Below are 18228 nucleotides of genomic sequence, written 5' to 3'. Positions count from 1 at the left end.
TACGCTCATCGCGGTACTTTGCGCTGAGTTGTTATGAATTTAAAATGAGTATGAAACACAATGACCAAAAACAATTTTTGGGCACTCTGTGGTGATTCACAGAGCGCTGATCAGCCTTGCTCAATGACGAGCAGAATAGGCTATTTACGCTATTTATTGGTGTTACCTTTCCTTGCCATACTCCCTGTGGTGGCGGATAGCACTAAATTAACGCTACAAGACGCTATTAGCAAAGCCATCAGCGAAGATGAATGGCTTGCCTCTAGTTTGCATCGAGAAGAGGCGTTACGAGCGCTAAGCCAAGGGGCGACAGCCTTACCCGACCCCAAGGTCAATCTTGGTTTATTAAATATGCCTACGGATAGCTTTGATTTTAATCAAGAAGCTATGACACAACTGAGTTTTTCGATCTCGCAAACCTTTCCCGCTGGCGATACTTTGCGATTAATGGCGGAAAAATACAGTGTTCAAGGGGATCAGCTACCCCTAGAGCGGGATAACCGCCGAGCCATTTTGACCATGGAGGTGTCTAAGTTATGGCTAACGGCTTATCAATATGAGCAAAGTATTAAGCTGGTATTGAGAAATAAAAAGCTTTTTGAACAACTCCATGATGTGGTGGAAAGTAGCTATAGCTCAGCCTATGGTGCGGCTAAACAGCAAGACTTAGTGCGCTCTGAATTAGAACTGATCAAGCTCGACCACAGGTTAGCAGAGCTTGAGCAGGGCAAACGTAGTGCGCTATTCAAGCTATCGCAATATATTCAGTCATCCTCCTCAGTAGAGGCGAGCACGCCTATTGGCTTAGCAATTAATAGTGTTGAGTCTCTAAGTCTTTCTGCCGCCGCCATGCAGATACCACCCTCTGAAGTGTTAATGAGGCGTTTAAGCCAACACCCAATGGTGCAAATGGTAGAGGCACGATCGTCTATCGCACAAGTAGACAAAGCCCTTGCTGAACAAAAATACGAGCCGCAATGGGGCATTAGTTTAGGCTATGGCTATCGGGGTGATGACCTAAGTGGTAACAGTCGAGCCGATCTGGCCTCGCTGGTTGCCAGTGTCAGCCTGCCAATATTTTCCTCTCGGAATCAAGACGCACAGGTTAAAGCTGCGGCGTTAAAAGTTGAGGCTATCGTTTCAGAAAAACAATTAGTCCTTAACGAATTACGCTCAAAGTATCGCACCCTTAGCTCAGACATTGAATTATTACAGGGGCGAGTCGAGCTGTTCCAGCGTCAACTCATTCCGAGTTATGAGCAAAGTGCACAAACCACACTGAATGCCTACACCAGTAATGACGGCTTTTTTACCGAGGTGGTTCAGGCGCGCATTGCTATTTTAAATGCCCAAATTGAATTACTGGCTATCCGAGTCGAGCGCTTAAAGCGTTTGTCTGAATTGAACTATGTATTGGCGAGCACTGCAGAAGAGGTGAGCAAATGAAAGTGATGAATTTTATCGGAGTGTTTATTTTAGGTGGTGTGCTTTCTGTTGCTGGTTACCATTTTTTACCTTCAGTGGTGTCGGGACAAATGGCTGAACATACCATGGAGGCAGAATCTAACGGCTCAGACGCAGAGGAAAGCCCCTTATATTGGGTAGCACCAATGGACCCAAATTATCGACGAGACAAACCGGGTAAATCGCCAATGGGCATGGATCTCATCCCTTTTTACGCGAATGAGTCCGGTGCGAAGAGTAGCCAAGGGACGGTGACAATTTCGCCGGAAGTAGTGAACAACTTAGGTGTGCGAACCAGTGAGGTCTTTCAAGGGGTACTTAAACCTAATATCAACACTGTAGGGTATTTATCTTATAACAAGGACAAGATTACCCACATCCATCCGCGGGTAGAAGGATGGGTAGAGAAAAGCTTTGTGAAATCAAATGGTGATTACGTGGCGCAGGGACAAGCATTGTTTGATCTCTATTCACCCACGTTAGTGAATGCACAGGAAGAGTTCTTATTTGCCTTAGGTCGTAAAGATCAGCGCATGATGAAAGCAACAGAAGAGAGACTTAAAGCTTTGCATGTGCCCAGTGACTTTATTCGTACTCTTAAGTCAAAGCGTCGTGTGTCGCAAACCATTCGTTTTTATGCTCCACAAAGTGGGGTGATAGATAACTTAGGTATTCAGGATGGCTTTTACATCAAACCGGGTACCACCCTAATGTCGATCGCCGATCTTAGTGAGGTGTGGCTAGAAGCTGAAGTGTTTGAAAGACAATCACAGTTGGTTGCGGTTGGTCAGTCGGTAGAAGCACAAATGGACTTCCTGCCAGGGCGAGTCTTTCATAGCCAAGTTGATTTTATTTACCCCACTTTAAACGCCAAAAATCGCACCCTTCAGGTACGCATTCGCTTAGATAATAGCGAGCAGTTATTGAAACCCGATATGTTTGCTCATGTGCGTATTCAAGCGGTGTCGTCAGAGTCAAAGCTCTTGGTTGAAAAAGCCGCACTGATTCGTGGTGGTGTCCAAGATCGCGTGGTGTTGGCGCTTGGAGAAGGGCGTTTTAAATCCATCGCCGTACAAACTGGCGCCTTCGGGGATGATTATGTAGAGATAATACAAGGACTGGCATTAGGCGATGAAGTGGTCACCTCGGCTCAGTTTCTATTGGATTCCGAATCCAGCAAAAGCTCAGACTTTAAACGCATGAATATCATGCCGGATAATCAGATGACAATGGCTGTTACGGAAGCAAAACATGAGGACGCAAACCATGCAGCACCCGTCAATGATGTGGTGTGGGTGGCAGCGAAAATCAATGACATTGATGCCGCTAAGCGGGTGCTGAATGTTGATCATGCAGCAATAGCGGATTGGGGCTGGCCGAAGATGACCATGGACTTTGCAATGGCGGATTGGCTGGAGCCAAGTGAACTGCCTGTTGGTAAAGATTTACAACTTGAAATCACTCGAGAGAGTAGTGTTGAGTTTGTGGTCAGTGACTATTTATCCGCTAGTGGCGAGCAGGAGTAATTCATGATAGCTGCAATTATTCGATGGTCTATCCATAATCGTTTTATGGTGTTGTTGGCCAGTATGATGTTGGTAGCGGTCGGGCTGTATTCCTTAAAAAACACCCCGGTTGACGCCATTCCAGATTTGTCTGATGTACAAGTCATTATTAAGACCAGCTACCCAGGTCAAGCGCCACAGGTGGTAGAGGATCAGGTTACTTACCCTTTAACGACGGCAATGCTGTCGGTGCCTGGCGCGCAAACTGTGCGTGGTTATTCATTTTTTGGCGATTCGTATGTTTACGTCATTTTTGATGAAAATACTGATATGTATTGGGCGCGTAGCCGTGTTTTAGAATACTTGAGTCAGGTTGCGCCCTCATTACCGAGTAATGCCAAAGCCCAGTTAGGTCCAGATGCCACAGGTGTCGGTTGGGTGTATTTGTACGCCTTAATCGATAGGACAGGCAACCTTGATCTTGCTCAGTTGAGGTCGTTACAAGACTGGTTCTTAAAGTATGAGTTGCAAACGGTACCGGGAGTTTCTGAAGTAGCCCCCATCGGTGGCATGGTGAAACAATATCAAGTCAGTGTTAGCCCAGACAAACTGCGGGCACTCAATATGCCCCTAAGTCATATCCAAAATGCCATTAAAAGAGGTAATCAAGAGGTGGGGGCCTCGGTCATCGAGATGGCAGAAGCGGAATATATGGTGCGTGCCTCTGGGTACATTCAGAGCATTGAAGATATTGAGGCGATTCCGCTAGGGGTCAGTGCCAGTGGCACGCCGTTGACCATTAAAGATGTTGCTGAGGTGGGTATTGGCCCGCAAATGCGTCGCGGATTAGCGGAACTGAACGGTGAAGGTGAAACGGTTGGCGGTGTTGTGGTGATGCGCTTTGGCGAAAACGCACAACAAACCATTGCCGGCGTCAAAGCAAAGCTGGAGAGCTTAAAGTCAAGCTTACCGGAAGGCGTGGAAGTGGTTACGGTTTACGACCGGTCTGGACTAATTGATCGTGCCGTCAATAATTTATGGACCAAACTGCTGGAAGAGTTTCTTGTGGTAGCGTTGGTCTGCGTGGTGTTCCTATTTCATGTACGTTCTTCACTAGTGGCCATTATTAGCTTGCCAGTTGGTATTTTAACGGCCTTCATTGTTATGCATTGGCAAGGTATTAACGCCAATATCATGTCGCTGGGCGGTATTGCCATTGCCATTGGTGCCATGATTGATGGCGCCATAGTAATGATAGAGAACCTCCATAAGCATATGGAGAAAGTTGAGATGACCAAGGAAAACCGTTGGCAAATTGTCACTAAGGCGGCAACGGAAGTTGGACCAGCTTTATTCTTCAGCTTGCTGATTATCACTGTAAGTTTTGTGCCGGTATTTACTCTGGAGTCCCAAGAAGGGCGGATGTTTGGGCCACTGGCCTACACCAAAACCTATGCCATGGCAGCGTCGGCGGCGCTAGCTATTACCTTGGTACCCGTACTGATGGGTTATTTTGTTCGCGGCAAAGTCGTGTCGGAGCATAAGAACCCGATTAATCGGGCTCTGGTAGCTGTCTATATGCCAGCCTTGAAAGCGGCGTTGCATTATCCCAAAACCACCTTGCTGTTGGCGGTCATGGTATTTTTCGTTGGTATGTGGCCACTGAATAAATTGGGCAGTGAGTTTATTCCTAATTTGGACGAAGGCGACCTGATGTATATGCCAACGGCCTACCCGGGTATATCTATCGGCCAAGCACGTCAGGTGTTGCAACAAACGAATAAGCTGATTATGACGCTTCCAGAGGTGGAAACGGCGTTTGGTAAAGTAGGGCGTGCAGAAACCGCAACCGACCCAGCCCCGTTGACCATGATTGAAACCTTTATTAAGTTAAAGCCTCAGTCACAATGGCGAGAAGGCATGACCAGTGACAAAATCAAGCAGCAGCTGGATGAAATGGTGAAGATTCCGGGTATTACTAATGCTTGGGTGATGCCCATTAAAACTCGTATCGATATGCTGGCAACGGGGATTAAAACTCCGGTGGGGATTAAAATTGCTGGTCCAGACTTAACTGTCATCCAAGGTATAGGCCAGCAACTTGAAAAAATCCTTAAGCCCGTCGAGGGCACAGCATCGGTTTATTCTGAACGGGTGGCTGGTGGTCGCTACGTTAAGGTGGACATTAATCGCCTGAAGGCTTCACGTTATGGCATGAATATTCAAGATGTGCAGCAAGTTATCTCATCGGCTGTCGGGGGTATGAATGTGACCAATACCGTTGAGGGCTTGGAACGTTACCCGGTCAATGTCCGCTATCCACAAGAGTATCGTGACTCTCCAGAGCAGCTTAGCCTTTTGCCTATCGTTACCCCGAACGGATTAAGAATAGCGTTAGGAGATATTGCCGAGGTCTATGTGGAAGAAGGCCCTCCAGGGCTGAAAAGTGAGAATGCACGACTAAATGGCTGGACCTTTGTGGACATTGAAGGGGTGGATATCGGCCGTTATGTAGAAAATGCCCAGCAAATTGTTGCCGAGCAAGTAGTGTTGCCAGCTGGCTACTCATTGAACTGGTCTGGGCAATACGAATACATGCAGCGGGCAAAAGCCAAATTGACCTATGTGGTGCCACTTACCTTACTGATCATCATAGTGTTGTTGTACATCAATTTTCGCAATCTCTCGGAAGTGGCCATCATTATGGGCACCCTGCCATTTGCCATGGTTGGCAGCATTTGGCTGATGTACTTGTCTGGCTTTAATTTCTCCGTTGCCGTTGGGGTTGGCTTTATCGCCTTGGCCGGTGTAGCAGTAGAAATAGGCGTCATTATGTTGGTGTATTTAAATCAAGCGTGGGATGAAACCCTAAAAAAATGCGCGGACAAAGGTTTATCACCAAGAATCGAGACACTCTACCATACGGTATTGCATGGTGCTGGCATGCGGGTGCGTCCGGTGATGATGACCGCCGCATCGATCATTATTGGCTTATTGCCCATTTTATACGGCACAGGTACAGGCTCAGAGGTAATGAGTCGAATTGCCGCACCTATGGTGGGTGGCATGGTCAGTGCGGTGGTCTTAACACTACTTGTGCTGCCTGTTGTGTATTTTCTATGGAAAAAATCCTCTTTAACTCAATCGAACTCACTTTAAAGGAAAAGGTAATGAATAAATTTAAACTGTTAATGATCTCTGCGGCCTTCGCATCTTCAGTTAATGCTTTGGCTCATGGAATGATGACGATGACTGTTCCAAAGGATGGTGCCATGCTGATGGAGCAGGCAGAAAAGGTAGAGCTACATTTTAAACAACCGATGCGAGTGATGAGCCTTAAGGTTATTGCCTCTAATGGTGTGCCAATTCCCCTTAAGCTTGACCGTAAAGCTCCTGCACAACAACACTTTCAATTAGCTTTGCCGAATATTAAGCCAGATACCTACCGAGTTGAATGGAAGGGTCTGGGGGGCGATGGACATGTGATGAAAGGTGATTTTAGTTTCATGCAGCATTAATGATTGATCGTGAGTAGAAAGGCAGTTTGATGGTTATGACAAGTTGGGAAATAGCTCAATTAATAATGCGTATATTACATTATGTGGGCGTGGCAAGTGTTGTTGGTGGGATGTTTTCATTTTACTTGTTAAATCAATGTGCCTTTTTACACAGTGCGATTAAAAAATACATGGTGATTGGTGCGCTCCTTGGAGGAGGAGCGTCACTGGCCTATTTTTTAATCTTGGTGGGCGGTGTTATGGAGAGCACAGCCAGCATTTTTGACTCAGATATGCTGGCAATATTCTGGTACTCAGCAGCAGGAGATATATTAGTTTTCAACCTGTTCGGCTACGGCTTAATATTAATATCCATGACGATTATCGGGTTTAAAAATGGCGGTGAAATCAGTTCTCTAACCTATTTAGGGCTGATGTTAGCCTTGTTGGGAAGCGCGAGTTTACTTTATAGCTTTAATTTGACGGGACACTCGGTCGAACAAAGTGGCTTCTATAAACTAGTTTTCTCAATACACATTTTTATTGCGGCATGGTGGTTAGGGCAGCTATTTCCATTGTGGCTAGTGGCTAAAAATGCCGATTATCAAACTTCCTATGCAATTTTAGATGAGTTCGGTAAATGGGCCAGTGTCAGCGTAGCAGTACTTATCTTGTGTGGCCTTTGGATCAGTTACGTTTTAACGGGGTGGCAGTTTATATTAACGTCAAATTATCTATTTTGGTTGTTGGTTAAAGTTGGTTTCGTTGCTCTCATTCTAACGATTGCGGCTTATCATAAAATATACCTTGTCCCTGCAATGTTAAAAAATAAAAATGGCCATGCCATACAGAAATCAATACTACTAGAAAAGGTAGTGGCTTATTTCATACTCTTGGTAACCGCCTATTTAACCTCGTTCCTAGGGCCGCCTAATCATTAAAACCACGTGGATTATAAATCATCGGAGAAAAGCGCATGACCATAATACGAAAAGTAAGCTTGTTGTTATTTATTATAGGTTTGCAAACCTCAAGTGCATTTGCCAAAGATTGGTTATTAATGACCTATCCAGTTGACGATGCCATGCTAATGAACCAAGTGGAGAGGGTAGAATTGCATTTCAATACGCCGGTTATTTTACAGACTTTGGAGCTGATAGCGGAAAATGGTGTGGTCACTAGACCTAGCTTGGAGAGCAGCGCTACAGCTTCTATGCATATCATGATTCCAGTTCCTATGCTTGAGCCGAGTTACTATAGCGTCCGTTGGCAGGCTGAAGATGAAAAAGGTGAAGTGGTAGAAGGAGATTTTCATTTTTGGCAGCATTAAAAGAGCTACGGGTCTTGGGTTATTTTCTCTGCTTGTTTAGTAGTGTCGCAGTTATGGCAGATGATTTATCTCAAGGGGAGGTGCTGTTTCGTCAAGCCGGTGGGTATGGCTGTGTCGCCTGTCATGGAATGTATGCTCAGGGCGATGGCCAAGTGGGTGGAAATATTCGTGCAAAAAACTTAGCCGATATTAATCGCGCTTTGCTACAGCAGCCTAGCATGAAAGGCTTATCCAGTGTGCTTTCTGGGGCGGACAGAGCGCTGTTGGCAGAGTATTTAGCAGAGCTAAATAGCTATGAATTAATTAACTGGACGCTGGGAGTAGGCGAGCCATTTCAACAGGTCAAAGTCACTGCCGATGAGCATTATCAGCTAGTGATAACGAACAAGGGCTTTGAAGCGTTAACCTTGCAGCTAACAGGCATCAGTGAACCTGGACAAGTTAACATAGCGCCTTATCAAACCCTTGCCTTTGCTTGGCAGGTTAAGGGCAGTTATCTGTTTTTGGCAAGTGATCAAAGTCGGTTACAACTAACCTTAAAATAAAGAATAGAGACTAGGAGTAATGATGAAAAAGATAAAAAATATTGCCGCGGTCGCAACGCTCGCGCTCATGAGCGCTAATTTATTAGCACAACCTGTGATGGACATTTATAAGTCACCAAGCTGTGGTTGCTGTGTAAAATGGGCCGCATTAATGGAAGAGCAGGGCTTTCAGGTTAACATTCACCATAGCGATGATTGGTCATCACTTAAGCGAGATGCTGGTATGCCCATGCAGTTGCAGTCTTGTCATACGGCACAGGTAAAAGGCTATGTGATAGAAGGGCATGTGCCACCCCAAGAGGTAGCACGCTTATTGACTGAGAAGCCCGATGATATAGCGGGTTTAGCCGTACCTGCGATGCCAAGGTATTCTCCGGGCATGGCACCACAAGGGGAAGCTTACCGAGGTTTTAATGTGGTTAAGTTTAGCTCCCAAGGGAAGATAGGCCTTTATCAAGCCTATTAAGGTTTTACTTACCATTTAGGCCACTAGATTCATTTTAATCTAGTGGTCTAGTATTATGCAGAGTGATTTATTTTCCCCAAAACCACCAGATAATCGCCACAATTAACAGCACACCAAAAATATTGATCCACATAATTTACTCCTTAACCCTAGCATGTGGGTTAGCCGGTTGATAAAGCCGTAAGCGGTTGGCATTGCTCACCACTGTGATGGACGAGAGAGACATGGCAACACCCGCTATAATGGGGCTTAACAACCAACCTGTGATTGGAAATAACACCCCCGCCGCAATCGGTATACCGAGGGCATTATAAACAAAGGCCCCCCAGAGGTTTTGGCGGATATTTTTAATCGTCGCATGGCTGATATCAATAATGTCTGACACCCCATGCAAAGAGCTTCTCATCAAGGTAATGTCGGCACTTTCAATGGCAACATCTGTCCCGCTGCCAATGGCAAAGCCCACATCGGCTTGAGCTAAGGCTGGGGCGTCGTTTATGCCGTCTCCTACCATGGCCACTTTCAATTGTTGTTGCTGAAAATGGCTGAGCCAGTTGAGTTTTTCGGCAGGCATTAATTCAGCGTAGTACTCTTCAATATTGGCGCTTTTAGCGACAGCGGCGGCCGTCTGTGGGTTGTCCCCGGTCAACATGACGACACGAATACCACGGCGTTTAAAGCGACTGATGGCCTCAAGTGAATCATCGCGAATGGGGTCATTAATAGCGAATATGGCTTGCAGCTTTTGGTCCATGGCGAAATACACTAAAGTATTGGCTTGTGCTTGCCAGCTTTGTGCTTTTTTCTCAACTGATGAGGTGTCGATATTAAATTGACGCATCATCTTCTCGTTACCTAACAGCATTTTTTGTTGTTGGTAAAAGGCGGATACGCCCAAGCCAGTATGAGATTCAAAACCACTCAGTTCCACAGGGGAGATGTTGCTTGCTGTATCTTGTACATAGGCAATCAAGGCATTGGCAAGGGGATGATTAGCGCCTTGTTCTAGGCTCTTGACGAGAGGCAAAATGAGCGTTTCATCGCCCAGAGCCTGAAACTGGCTGACCTGTGGTTTGCCTTGGGTAATAGTGCCCGTTTTATCGAGCAAAATGACATCAAGCTCGCTGGCCTTTTGCAGGGCTTCACCATTGCGTATTAAGCCGCCAAATTCAGCCGCTTTACCCACGCCTATCATGGTGGAAATAGGGGTTGCGAGGCCTAGAGCACAAGGGCAAGCGATGATCAACACAGATGTCGCGGCAATCAGCATATACACCAAGGCGGGTTGCGGCCCTAAGTTGTACCAAGCGAGCGCTGTGATAATGGCTAAAATCATCACGCTGGGGACGAAGATTGCTGACACACGATCGGCAAGGTGGCTAATAGGTGGCTTTGAGTTTTGTGCTCTGGACACCATGGCAATGATTTGTGAGAGCAGGGTGTCATTGCCAACCTTCTGCGCTTCAAAGATAAAGCTGCCTTGGCCATTAATGCTGCCTGCAGAAACCCTACTGCCCGCTTGTTTTTCCACAGGGATAGGCTCACCACTTAACATGGCTTCATCCACACTGGTATGGCCACTCATGATCTCACCATCCACTGGAATTTTTTCACCCGCTTTGACGCGAATCTGATCACCAAGCATGACTTGCTCTACGGGCAGTATCTGTTCTTTGCCCTCACGTATCACTGTGGCTGTTTTTACTTTCAGGTTTAGCAGACGTTTGATGGCGTCAGAGGTACGTCCTCTAGCTTTTAACTCAAAGGCTTGCCCTAAATTGATGAGGCCAAGGATCATCGCGGTCGCTTCAAAATACAGGTGTCTGGCTTCAGCGGGTAAATGGCTAGATGCCAAAACAACGACCATGGAATACAGCCAGGCAGTACCTGTTCCTAGGGCGATTAGGGAATCCATGTTGGCACTACGGTGGATAAACGCTTTCCAAGCTCCGAGATAAAAATGCTGTCCAGACAGCCACAGAATTATAAAGGTAAGGATCCCGACCAGGAACCAAATGCCTTGTTGCAAACTAGAGTCAACAGACATGGCGCCACCTAAAAGCCCGTAAAGCATCAGCGGTACACCGACCCCTAAGCCCATCACACTGTGTTTAAGCTTTTGTTGGTACAGGACGGCTTCGCGGCTGTCTTTTTGGCTGGCCTCTGCCTCTTCATCGACAATTTCGTGACCATCATAACCCACCGCCTGAATGGCTTGAATGAGTTGGCTGGCTGGTAATTGCGTGTCCACCGAAGCGGTGCGAGCTGCGAAGTTGATGCTCACCTTATCTACACCGGTAAGTGCTGTCAGGGCTTTTTCTATAGTGTTAACACAGCCTGCACACGTAACATTCATTAAGGCAAGCTTAATGCTTGAGCTGGTGTTACTAGGGCGTGATGAACGACTACCTGTTTCTTGGTCAGCATTGTCCTGTAGTGCTGGCTGTTCTGAAGGCGCGACAGGACTTGCCTGATAGCCACAGGACTGAACAATGGTAATAGCTTCGTCAATGGCTAATTCGGTAGTGAGGGTAAGCAGGTTTTTCTCTGAATTAATGTCGAACTCAAGATTCTCGTCACTGAGCTTTAGGGTCGAGTTGAGCTTGTTAACACAGTTTTGACAACGCACGCCTGTGAGCGCCAAGGTATAGTTATACTTGCTCATTCTCCACTCCCTTTGTCATCGCCCCTGGATGTTTATCAGACCACTCCTCGATCAAACAACAGATGGCTTTGCCATCAGGAATGGTATCAGGCTGACCTTGCCAGCTTTGGTAAGTTGCTTCCATTAGGGCTAAATGTTGCTGGTATTGGGTGATTTTTTGCTTCGTCTGCTGGATTTGCTCTAGCAACAAACTTCTAACCTTTGGGCAGGGAGAAGTGCCTTGTTCCGACTGCTCAATAATGTCGGTAATTTGTTTAAGGCTAAAGCCAATGCTGCGGGCATGGTTGATAAAGCGTAAACGCTCAACAGCGTTTTGATCATATTCTTTATAGCCATTAGTGGGATTCTTGCGGGCATGAAGCAGCTTCTTGCGCGTGTAAAAGCGTACGGTTTCTGGGGTAACACCAACTAATCTGGCGATTTCTGCGGTTAACATCTTGTACTCCTCAATAAAGTTGAAATCAGCTTTATAGGTTAGGAAAACTTATCCAAACAGATAGGCAAGGGTCAAAATAACGACCAGCATGACCAGTACCATTTTTATAAAAAGGGAGAGGCTCTTAGTACCGCCCTTAGGTGGCTTATTACAGCAATTCATCTCACTCTCCTTAAATTGTCATGAGTATTGATTACCAAACCGAGTCTACAACATGTGTGTAGGACATACGTCAAGCTTGGTTGGTTATCTTAAGGATTGAGTAGGATGGCTAATTAAGATTTGGTGATGAAACAAGCGGTAATAGCTTGTTTATGAGACTTTTAGGGGGGGAAGTTAAAATACCACTGACTAGTATACTTTTTTCGCCAACAGTAAACTCTGGGAAGTCCAGACAAAGCTAGGTCGATTTGTAGATACAACCTAGCTATATTGAATTATTGGGCAGTATAGCCTCCATCAATAACGATTGCTTGTCCGGTTATCCCCTTAGCAGAGGGGCTGGTGAGATATAAACAGTAATCAGAAACTTCCTCAACGCTGAGTAACCGCTTCTGTGGTACAAGAGGCCAGATGACTTCTTCAAGAACATCCTCAACGGCTACGCCTCGTGTATTTGCTAAATCCTCCAGCTGATTTTGTACGAGAGGAGTATCGACATAGCCCGGGCAAAGCGCATTGACGGTTACACCAAATGGTGCAGCTTCTAGAGCGGCCACTTTGGTAAGGCCGATAATGCCATGCTTAGCTGAGTTGTATCCGGCCTTTCCTGAAAAGCCAATTAGGCCATTGATAGATGCCATGTTAATGACACGTCCGTGGCCTTGTTGCTTCATGAGCGGTAGCAGCTTTTTGATTGCAACAAAAGGCGCAACAAGCATGATGTCTATCATTTGACGATAACGCTCTGTTGCAAAATCCTCGATCTGGGCAACGTGCTGAAGTCCTGCATTATTAATCAGAATATCGACACGGCCAAAACGTTCAATAGCTTGATCCATCGCTTGGCCAAAAGCGACTTCATCGGTGACATCGCATTGCAATAATGCAACGTTATCTGAGTAATCAGCCAAGGTGAGTGCTGCCGATTCTATAGCCGCGTGGTTAAAGTCAATGATTGCAACATTTGCGCCTTGTCTTAAAAAAGCCTGACCAATTTCTAGCCCGATGCCACTGGCAGCGCCAGTAATGAGTACAGTATTGTTTTGCATATTTATCTCGCTAACTAGTTGCCATACATGGTTTCAGGGAGCCACAACACAATGCTTGGCACAAAAAGAACCAAGGTAACGGCTAATAGCTGAATTAAAATAAATGGAATTACCCCTTTGTATATGTCTAAAGTGGTGACTCCCGCTGGCGCGACACCTTTTAGATAGAACAAAGAGAAACCAACAGGAGGGGTTAGAAAAGAGGTTTGCAATGCGAGGGCAAACAAAACGACAAACCAAACGAGGTCAAACCCTAGAGCTACCACCACTGGACCTACCAAAGGCAATAAAATTAAACTTATTTCTAACCAGTCTAAGAAAAAACCAGCAACAAAAGTAATGCATAGAATCACCACCACAATACCTAATGGTGACAAAGGTATACTTTGCAGTGCATCACTAATAAATTCATCGCCACCTAACGTCCTCAAGACGACAGCAAACGCTGTTGCACCAAGGAAGATACCAAAGACAAACGCTGTCGTAATCGTTGTTCGTCGACACACATCGGCAAGCATAGCCATGCTAAAACGTTTGTTCATGACGGCCAGTAATGTTGCACCAAGAGCACCCACCCCAGCGGCTTCAGTGGGAGAAACAATACCCATGAATATTGAACCAAGTACCGCGAGGATCAGACCTAATGGAGGAATTACTGCTAAGAGAGTTTCCGTAATCAGCGCCCAGGTGACAGGTGGTAAATCTGTTGGTAATTGACAGGATTTTGGATTAACAAAAGCGTTGGTGATGACATAAGCAATGTATAAGAACCCCAACATTAAGCCAGGAACAAGTGCCCCCATAAATAAGCTACCGACGGAAAGAGACAACTGATCCGCCATAATAATAAGCATGATGCTAGGAGGGATTAAAATTCCCAATGTTCCAGAAGATGCAACGATTCCACTCGCAAACGATTTAGAATAGTTCTGTTGCAACATAACCGGCATTGAGAGCATCGCCAGTAGTACAACTGAAGCACCAACAATACCTGTCGAAGCAGCAAACAAAATGCCGATTAAAATCACCGAAACACCTAAGCCACCTCTAAAACGCCCAAACAAACGCACAAAGTTCACCATTAGGCGTTCAGCGACACCGGATCGCTCAAGCATTAACCCCATAAATATAAACATAGGGAGAGCAACCATGACCCAATTACTCATTTGTGCGTAGATACGCTGGACAAAAGTACCATATACACGCCAGCTGGTCATGTAGTAGGTATCCCAGTCAAGATACTCATAACTCAACACACCAATACAGCTAAATAATACGGCTAGACCTGCTAAAATCCATGCGACAGGAAAGCCCGTAAAAATTAGGGCGATGAAGCTGCCTAACATGGCAACCACTAAAAATTCATAAGTTTCTAACATACAGGCTCCTATTGCTCATGGTCAGACTTGGGTTGGCGTATGAGGGCAAAACAACGCAGCCAACGAGACAATGCCGCTAAGCTTAATAAACCAAAAGCAAACAGAATGGTGGACTTGATTAGCCAACGCATTGGCAGACCACCTGGTGCAGAAGAGACTTCATTTAACCGGTAAGCTCGAGTAACAAAAGGGATAGCATATTCGATAACAATGGCACAAAAGGGGAGCAACAATAAGCTTAAGCCAATGATCTCAATCCATGCGCGTGTCCTTAAGTTACGGTGCTCTACCAACGCATCGACACGTACATGGCCATCATGAATTAAGCAGTAAGAAAGGCCGACCATGAAACCGATAGCATATAAATGCCATTGTAGTTCTTCTAGAGCAATAAAATTGACACTGAAGAAATAGCGCATCAAAGCATTGCCAACGACTAATACAACCAACAAAATCCAAATATAAGAAACCGCTCGGCCAATCTTTTCAATGAGGTACTCAATATATTTTGATAGCTTGGTTTCAGGTAGGTGCGTCCAAGTATTGTCGGCTAATTTTGCTTCTATCGCCTTTAAATCAAGGTGATTATCATGTTCTGACATAGCGTCATCCAAAAACAGAAATAAACAAATCAGGCCAGTAAGGTACTGGCCTGAATAGAAAAATGCTTAGTTATGGCCCCAGTTACGTGGCAAGTAACCGTATTTTTTCCATGAACCATGCTCTTTTTGGAACGCTTTCATAGAAGCATAAATGTCTGCAAAGTTATCATCACTGGCCGAACGGCGAGCCATGACTTTTTGAGTTGCTTCTTCAAAAGCGGCTAAGATTTCAGGAGAGTATTGATGAAGTTGTACACCTTTAGATTCAAAATCGGATAACACCGCCCCTTGTAAAGCTTCTGCTTTAGCAATAGACAATGTATTGGCCGCCATACAGGTGTTTTCAATCAATGCTTGAGTTTGATTATTAAGATCGTTCCAACTGTCTAAATTGATGTAGAGAAATTGGTTAGTGCTAGGCTGATGCCAGCCAGGTAAGTAGTAATGCTTAGCGACTTGGTAGAAGCCTAACTGTTGATCAACAGTAGGAATAGAAAATTCTGTGCCGTCTAGTACGCCAGTCTCTAAGGCCTGATACAGCTCTCCACCTGGCAATACAGTAACGGACATACCCATTTCAGACATAATTTCACCACCAACACCTGCGGCGCGGAATTTTAAGCCTTTCATGTCTTCAGGCGTATTTACTTCTTTACTATACCAACCGGCGGCTTCGGGACTGATAGTGCCACACAAAATAGGGTATACATTGTGAGGCTCAAATAATGACTTCAACATTTTGTCACCGCCATGGAAATACATCCAAGCCGTAAACTCACTGGACTCAAGGCCAAAAGGCGTCGCGCCAAATAAAGCTGCGGCGGGTACTTGCCCCCACTCATACCCCATCCAAGAATAGCCTGCGTCGATTGTTCCTGTACTGACATTCTCGAAAATACCCAAAGCAGGTATAACGGTATTTGGTTCAAAGACTTGCAGTTTCACACGACCACCACTCGTATCACTGAGCATTTTCGAGACTTCAGGCATCGTGTCGCCAAGCGCCGTAAGGGTAGAAGAGAAGGCCATGGGGACTTGCCAGCGTATTTTATCGAAATCAGCTAGAACAGGAGCAGAAACACATAATGCTGAAGCGCAAGAAAGTGCTACGAGAGTATTCTTCATAATATTGCCCTAATTTATTGTTGTTTTAATGAACTGTATTTTGTGACATAGCCAACGTTTGGTTATGTGACTGATAGAGATTATTACAAGAAAAATGCCAAAAAATAAAAAGACATATATATCAATAGTTTAGTGGTTTTTTTGTAGGTTTTAGAAACTTTCTTTGAAATTAATTCCGACTATCCGGACGGTTTTCGTGTGATATGGTGAAATAAAGCACAATTCATAGTCCGAATTATCAGACATAGTCCGGTAATCCGGAATAAATTGCGTTTTATTTGATATGATGCTTGTTTATTTTCTCGTAAAAAGTCGATTTACTAATGCCGAGATGTTGGGCCGCTTTAGTTTTATTACCATTGCTAAGAATAAGTGATTGTTTTAAAGCATTTTTTTCTGCTATTTCTAATTGCTCTTTCAGTGTTCCTGTCATGATTGTTGGTGCAAGAGTAGGAAGGTTTGGTCGAACTTCCGTGCTCATCTCACGACTAATAAAATCAGGTAACAGAGACAGTGCTATTTTTCTGTCTGTCGTTGTAAAAAAAGCGGCTTCCATTACATTCTCAAGCTCACGAATATTACCGGGCCAAGAATACTCCAATATTGCCGTCATCGCTTGAGCGGTTAGCTTAGGCGCACGGCGTCCGGTTCGACGGGACAAGTTATGTAAAAAGTGTTCTGCGAGCTTTGAAATATCTTCAGCTCTCTCCCTCAGTGGAGGCAGCGACACGTTAACCACATTTATACGGTAATAAAGATCCTCACGAAAATTACCGGCTTTAATCATGGCTTCTAAAGGGCGATGAGTCGCGGTGATCAAACGGATATTAATCGGAGTGGAGTGAGTACTACCAACGGCCTCAACTTCACGGTCTTGTAATACACGTAACAGCTTAGCTTGCATTGATAATGGCAGATCACCGATTTCATCAAGAAACAACGTGCCTTTATTGGCCAGCTGGAACTTACCGGCTTTGCCACCTTTTCTTGCGCCTGTGAAGGCCCCATCTTCATAGCCGAACAGTTCACTCTCTAATAAGTTCTCAGGTATTGCAGCGCAATTTACTTTTATAAAAGGTGCATCAGCTCTTTCTGAAAGTTGGTGGATAGCATGGGCATACAGCTCTTTCCCCGTCCCTGACTCCCCACGAAGCAGTACAGTCACATCACCCGAGGCTACCTGAGTGATGGTTTGGTTAAGAGATTTAATCGCTTTACTTTCACCGACGATATCGGCCAAACGATAATTGGCAGTGGACGTTTTATTTGGCAGTGATGCTTCTTGATTTTTGAATTCATGCTCGGCGAGCAACGCTTTTATATGACTATTGATGCGCTTCCATTCATAAGTGTCGTGGAAAATAACAGTGCCTACTGCACCTATAATTTTTCCTTGTTCCATGATTGGGAAACGATTAGCGATCATATTACTGCCACGAATACGCTGTATCGATAGGCGCTCGGCGACACCATCTTGGATGGTAATATGCATGCGAGTATTTTCAATCACATCAGTGACTTTTTTACCTTTAACATCTTCAGCATTCACGCCTAAAAAACGCGCATAAGGACGATTTAAATAGAAAATCCTAGCATTATGATCGACCACAACCACCCACTCTTCTAAGGCATCTAGAATTGTTCGATAAGATTCTGCCGCTTGGCGAAGCTTGTGAGTGATAGGGAGTTTCAAAGCCATATATGTTCCTTACTAATGGATTGTAACAGGGAAAGACAGATCCATTTCCCTAAGTAACTGAGACGATTAACTCCTTTATATACTAGAGCTTTCATATATTACAAGGAAGTAAAGAGACTAAAACCTTTAGGAAAACATAGATAAAACAATGCCTTTCGAAGACCTGTCTATTTTGGGTATAAACAATTATGGAAGTAGGTGGCATGAGTGAATTGCTTCAGTCGTTCGTTTTTACACTGATTTACACTGACCGCTATACGTAAGGTTATAGGAGCGCAGTATAATGTTTATATGGACTTTTAAT

The 18228-nt window shown here is 45.0% G+C and carries 15 protein-coding genes; 8 read left to right on the top strand and 7 right to left on the bottom strand.

Annotated elements, in window-relative coordinates; translation table 11 throughout:
• Positions 1–60 precede the first annotated feature (60 nt).
• From ABJF92_RS00505 to ABJF92_RS00470, 8 genes are read left to right on the top strand one after another with little or no spacing between them, the layout of a single operon-like run.
• Entirely contained in the window at positions 61–1446 is a 1386-nt protein-coding gene (locus tag ABJF92_RS00505) for a TolC family protein (RefSeq protein WP_446813898.1), read from the top strand.
• Positions 1443–2990 carry an efflux RND transporter periplasmic adaptor subunit gene (locus ABJF92_RS00500; protein WP_446813897.1) on the top strand — a complete coding sequence of 516 codons (1548 nt, stop codon included), beginning with the start codon at positions 1443–1445 and terminating at the stop codon, positions 2988–2990. The genes ABJF92_RS00505 and ABJF92_RS00500 overlap by 4 nt, the downstream gene beginning before the upstream one ends.
• Positions 2991–2993: 3 nt before the next feature.
• On the top strand, positions 2994–6128 hold the full coding sequence (locus tag ABJF92_RS00495) for an efflux RND transporter permease subunit (RefSeq protein ID WP_446813896.1): 3135 nt from the start codon (positions 2994–2996) through the stop codon (positions 6126–6128).
• 11 nt (positions 6129–6139) lie between these two features.
• The gene (locus ABJF92_RS00490) at positions 6140–6487 is read left to right on the top strand and encodes a copper resistance CopC family protein (protein ID WP_446813895.1); all 348 of its coding nucleotides are present in this window, start codon (positions 6140–6142) and stop codon (positions 6485–6487) included.
• Positions 6488–6522: 35 nt separating this feature from the next.
• A complete protein-coding gene (locus tag ABJF92_RS00485) occupies positions 6523–7407 on the top strand; it encodes a CopD family protein (RefSeq protein WP_446813894.1) in 885 nt (294 codons plus the stop codon).
• A 35-nt stretch (positions 7408–7442) separates the two neighbouring features.
• Entirely contained in the window at positions 7443–7796 is a 354-nt protein-coding gene (locus tag ABJF92_RS00480) for a copper resistance CopC family protein (RefSeq protein WP_446813893.1), read from the top strand.
• The gene (locus tag ABJF92_RS00475) at positions 7784–8341 is read left to right on the top strand and encodes a c-type cytochrome (protein ID WP_446813892.1); all 558 of its coding nucleotides are present in this window, start codon (positions 7784–7786) and stop codon (positions 8339–8341) included. The genes ABJF92_RS00480 and ABJF92_RS00475 overlap by 13 nt, the downstream gene beginning before the upstream one ends.
• Before the next feature lie 22 nt (positions 8342–8363).
• On the top strand, positions 8364–8807 hold the full coding sequence (locus ABJF92_RS00470) for a DUF411 domain-containing protein (protein WP_446813891.1): 444 nt from the start codon (positions 8364–8366) through the stop codon (positions 8805–8807).
• A 136-nt stretch (positions 8808–8943) separates the two neighbouring features.
• Here ABJF92_RS00470 and ABJF92_RS00465 read toward each other — a convergent pair whose 3' ends face one another.
• The 7 genes from ABJF92_RS00465 to ABJF92_RS00435 form a co-directional block, all read right to left on the bottom strand.
• Positions 8944–11472, bottom strand: a complete 2529-nt coding sequence (locus tag ABJF92_RS00465; RefSeq protein WP_446813890.1) for a heavy metal translocating P-type ATPase — start codon at positions 11470–11472, stop codon at positions 8944–8946.
• Positions 11459–11908 carry a MerR family transcriptional regulator gene (locus ABJF92_RS00460; protein WP_446813889.1) on the bottom strand — a complete coding sequence of 150 codons (450 nt, stop codon included), beginning with the start codon at positions 11906–11908 and terminating at the stop codon, positions 11459–11461. Before ABJF92_RS00460 ends, ABJF92_RS00465 begins: the two co-directional genes overlap by 14 nt.
• Before the next feature lie 437 nt (positions 11909–12345).
• Complete coding sequence (locus ABJF92_RS00455; RefSeq protein ID WP_446813888.1) at positions 12346–13119, bottom strand: 3-hydroxybutyrate dehydrogenase; 774 nt, start codon at positions 13117–13119, stop codon at positions 12346–12348.
• Positions 13120–13133: 14 nt separating this feature from the next.
• On the bottom strand, positions 13134–14498 hold the full coding sequence (locus ABJF92_RS00450; protein ID WP_446813887.1) for a TRAP transporter large permease: 1365 nt from the start codon (positions 14496–14498) through the stop codon (positions 13134–13136).
• Between the two features lie 8 nt (positions 14499–14506).
• Positions 14507–15100, bottom strand: a complete 594-nt coding sequence (locus tag ABJF92_RS00445) for a TRAP transporter small permease subunit (protein ID WP_446813886.1) — start codon at positions 15098–15100, stop codon at positions 14507–14509.
• A gap of 66 nt (positions 15101–15166) precedes the next feature.
• Positions 15167–16225 carry a TRAP transporter substrate-binding protein gene (locus tag ABJF92_RS00440; RefSeq protein WP_446813885.1) on the bottom strand — a complete coding sequence of 353 codons (1059 nt, stop codon included), beginning with the start codon at positions 16223–16225 and terminating at the stop codon, positions 15167–15169.
• Positions 16226–16499: 274 nt separating this feature from the next.
• Positions 16500–17924 carry a sigma-54 interaction domain-containing protein gene (locus ABJF92_RS00435; RefSeq protein WP_446813884.1) on the bottom strand — a complete coding sequence of 475 codons (1425 nt, stop codon included), beginning with the start codon at positions 17922–17924 and terminating at the stop codon, positions 16500–16502.
• Positions 17925–18228: the final 304 nt, after the last annotated feature.

The organism is Marinomonas sp. (assembly GCF_039940335.1).
GTDB lineage: Bacteria > Pseudomonadota > Gammaproteobacteria > Pseudomonadales > Marinomonadaceae > Marinomonas.
Note: the sequence above shows the minus strand (reverse complement) of the source record. Positions and strands in the feature narration are given on the sequence as shown.

Excerpts from the sequence above, each read along its gene's own strand:
- ABJF92_RS00505 (WP_446813898.1), top strand. The coding sequence starts at position 61 with ATGACCAAAAACAATTTTTGGGCACTCTGTGGTGATTCACAGAGCGCT.
- ABJF92_RS00500 (WP_446813897.1), top strand. The coding sequence starts at position 1,443 with ATGAAAGTGATGAATTTTATCGGAGTGTTTATTTTAGGTGGTGTGCTT.
- ABJF92_RS00495 (WP_446813896.1), top strand. The coding sequence starts at position 2,994 with ATGATAGCTGCAATTATTCGATGGTCTATCCATAATCGTTTTATGGTG.
- ABJF92_RS00490 (WP_446813895.1), top strand. The coding sequence starts at position 6,140 with ATGAATAAATTTAAACTGTTAATGATCTCTGCGGCCTTCGCATCTTCA.
- ABJF92_RS00485 (WP_446813894.1), top strand. The coding sequence starts at position 6,523 with ATGACAAGTTGGGAAATAGCTCAATTAATAATGCGTATATTACATTAT.
- ABJF92_RS00480 (WP_446813893.1), top strand. The coding sequence starts at position 7,443 with ATGACCATAATACGAAAAGTAAGCTTGTTGTTATTTATTATAGGTTTG.
- ABJF92_RS00470 (WP_446813891.1), top strand. The coding sequence starts at position 8,364 with ATGAAAAAGATAAAAAATATTGCCGCGGTCGCAACGCTCGCGCTCATG.
- ABJF92_RS00465 (WP_446813890.1), bottom strand. The coding sequence starts at position 11,472 with ATGAGCAAGTATAACTATACCTTGGCGCTCACAGGCGTGCGTTGTCAA.
- ABJF92_RS00460 (WP_446813889.1), bottom strand. The coding sequence starts at position 11,908 with ATGTTAACCGCAGAAATCGCCAGATTAGTTGGTGTTACCCCAGAAACC.
- ABJF92_RS00455 (WP_446813888.1), bottom strand. The coding sequence starts at position 13,119 with ATGCAAAACAATACTGTACTCATTACTGGCGCTGCCAGTGGCATCGGG.
- ABJF92_RS00450 (WP_446813887.1), bottom strand. The coding sequence starts at position 14,498 with ATGTTAGAAACTTATGAATTTTTAGTGGTTGCCATGTTAGGCAGCTTC.
- ABJF92_RS00445 (WP_446813886.1), bottom strand. The coding sequence starts at position 15,100 with ATGTCAGAACATGATAATCACCTTGATTTAAAGGCGATAGAAGCAAAA.
- ABJF92_RS00440 (WP_446813885.1), bottom strand. The coding sequence starts at position 16,225 with ATGAAGAATACTCTCGTAGCACTTTCTTGCGCTTCAGCATTATGTGTT.
- ABJF92_RS00435 (WP_446813884.1), bottom strand. The coding sequence starts at position 17,924 with ATGGCTTTGAAACTCCCTATCACTCACAAGCTTCGCCAAGCGGCAGAA.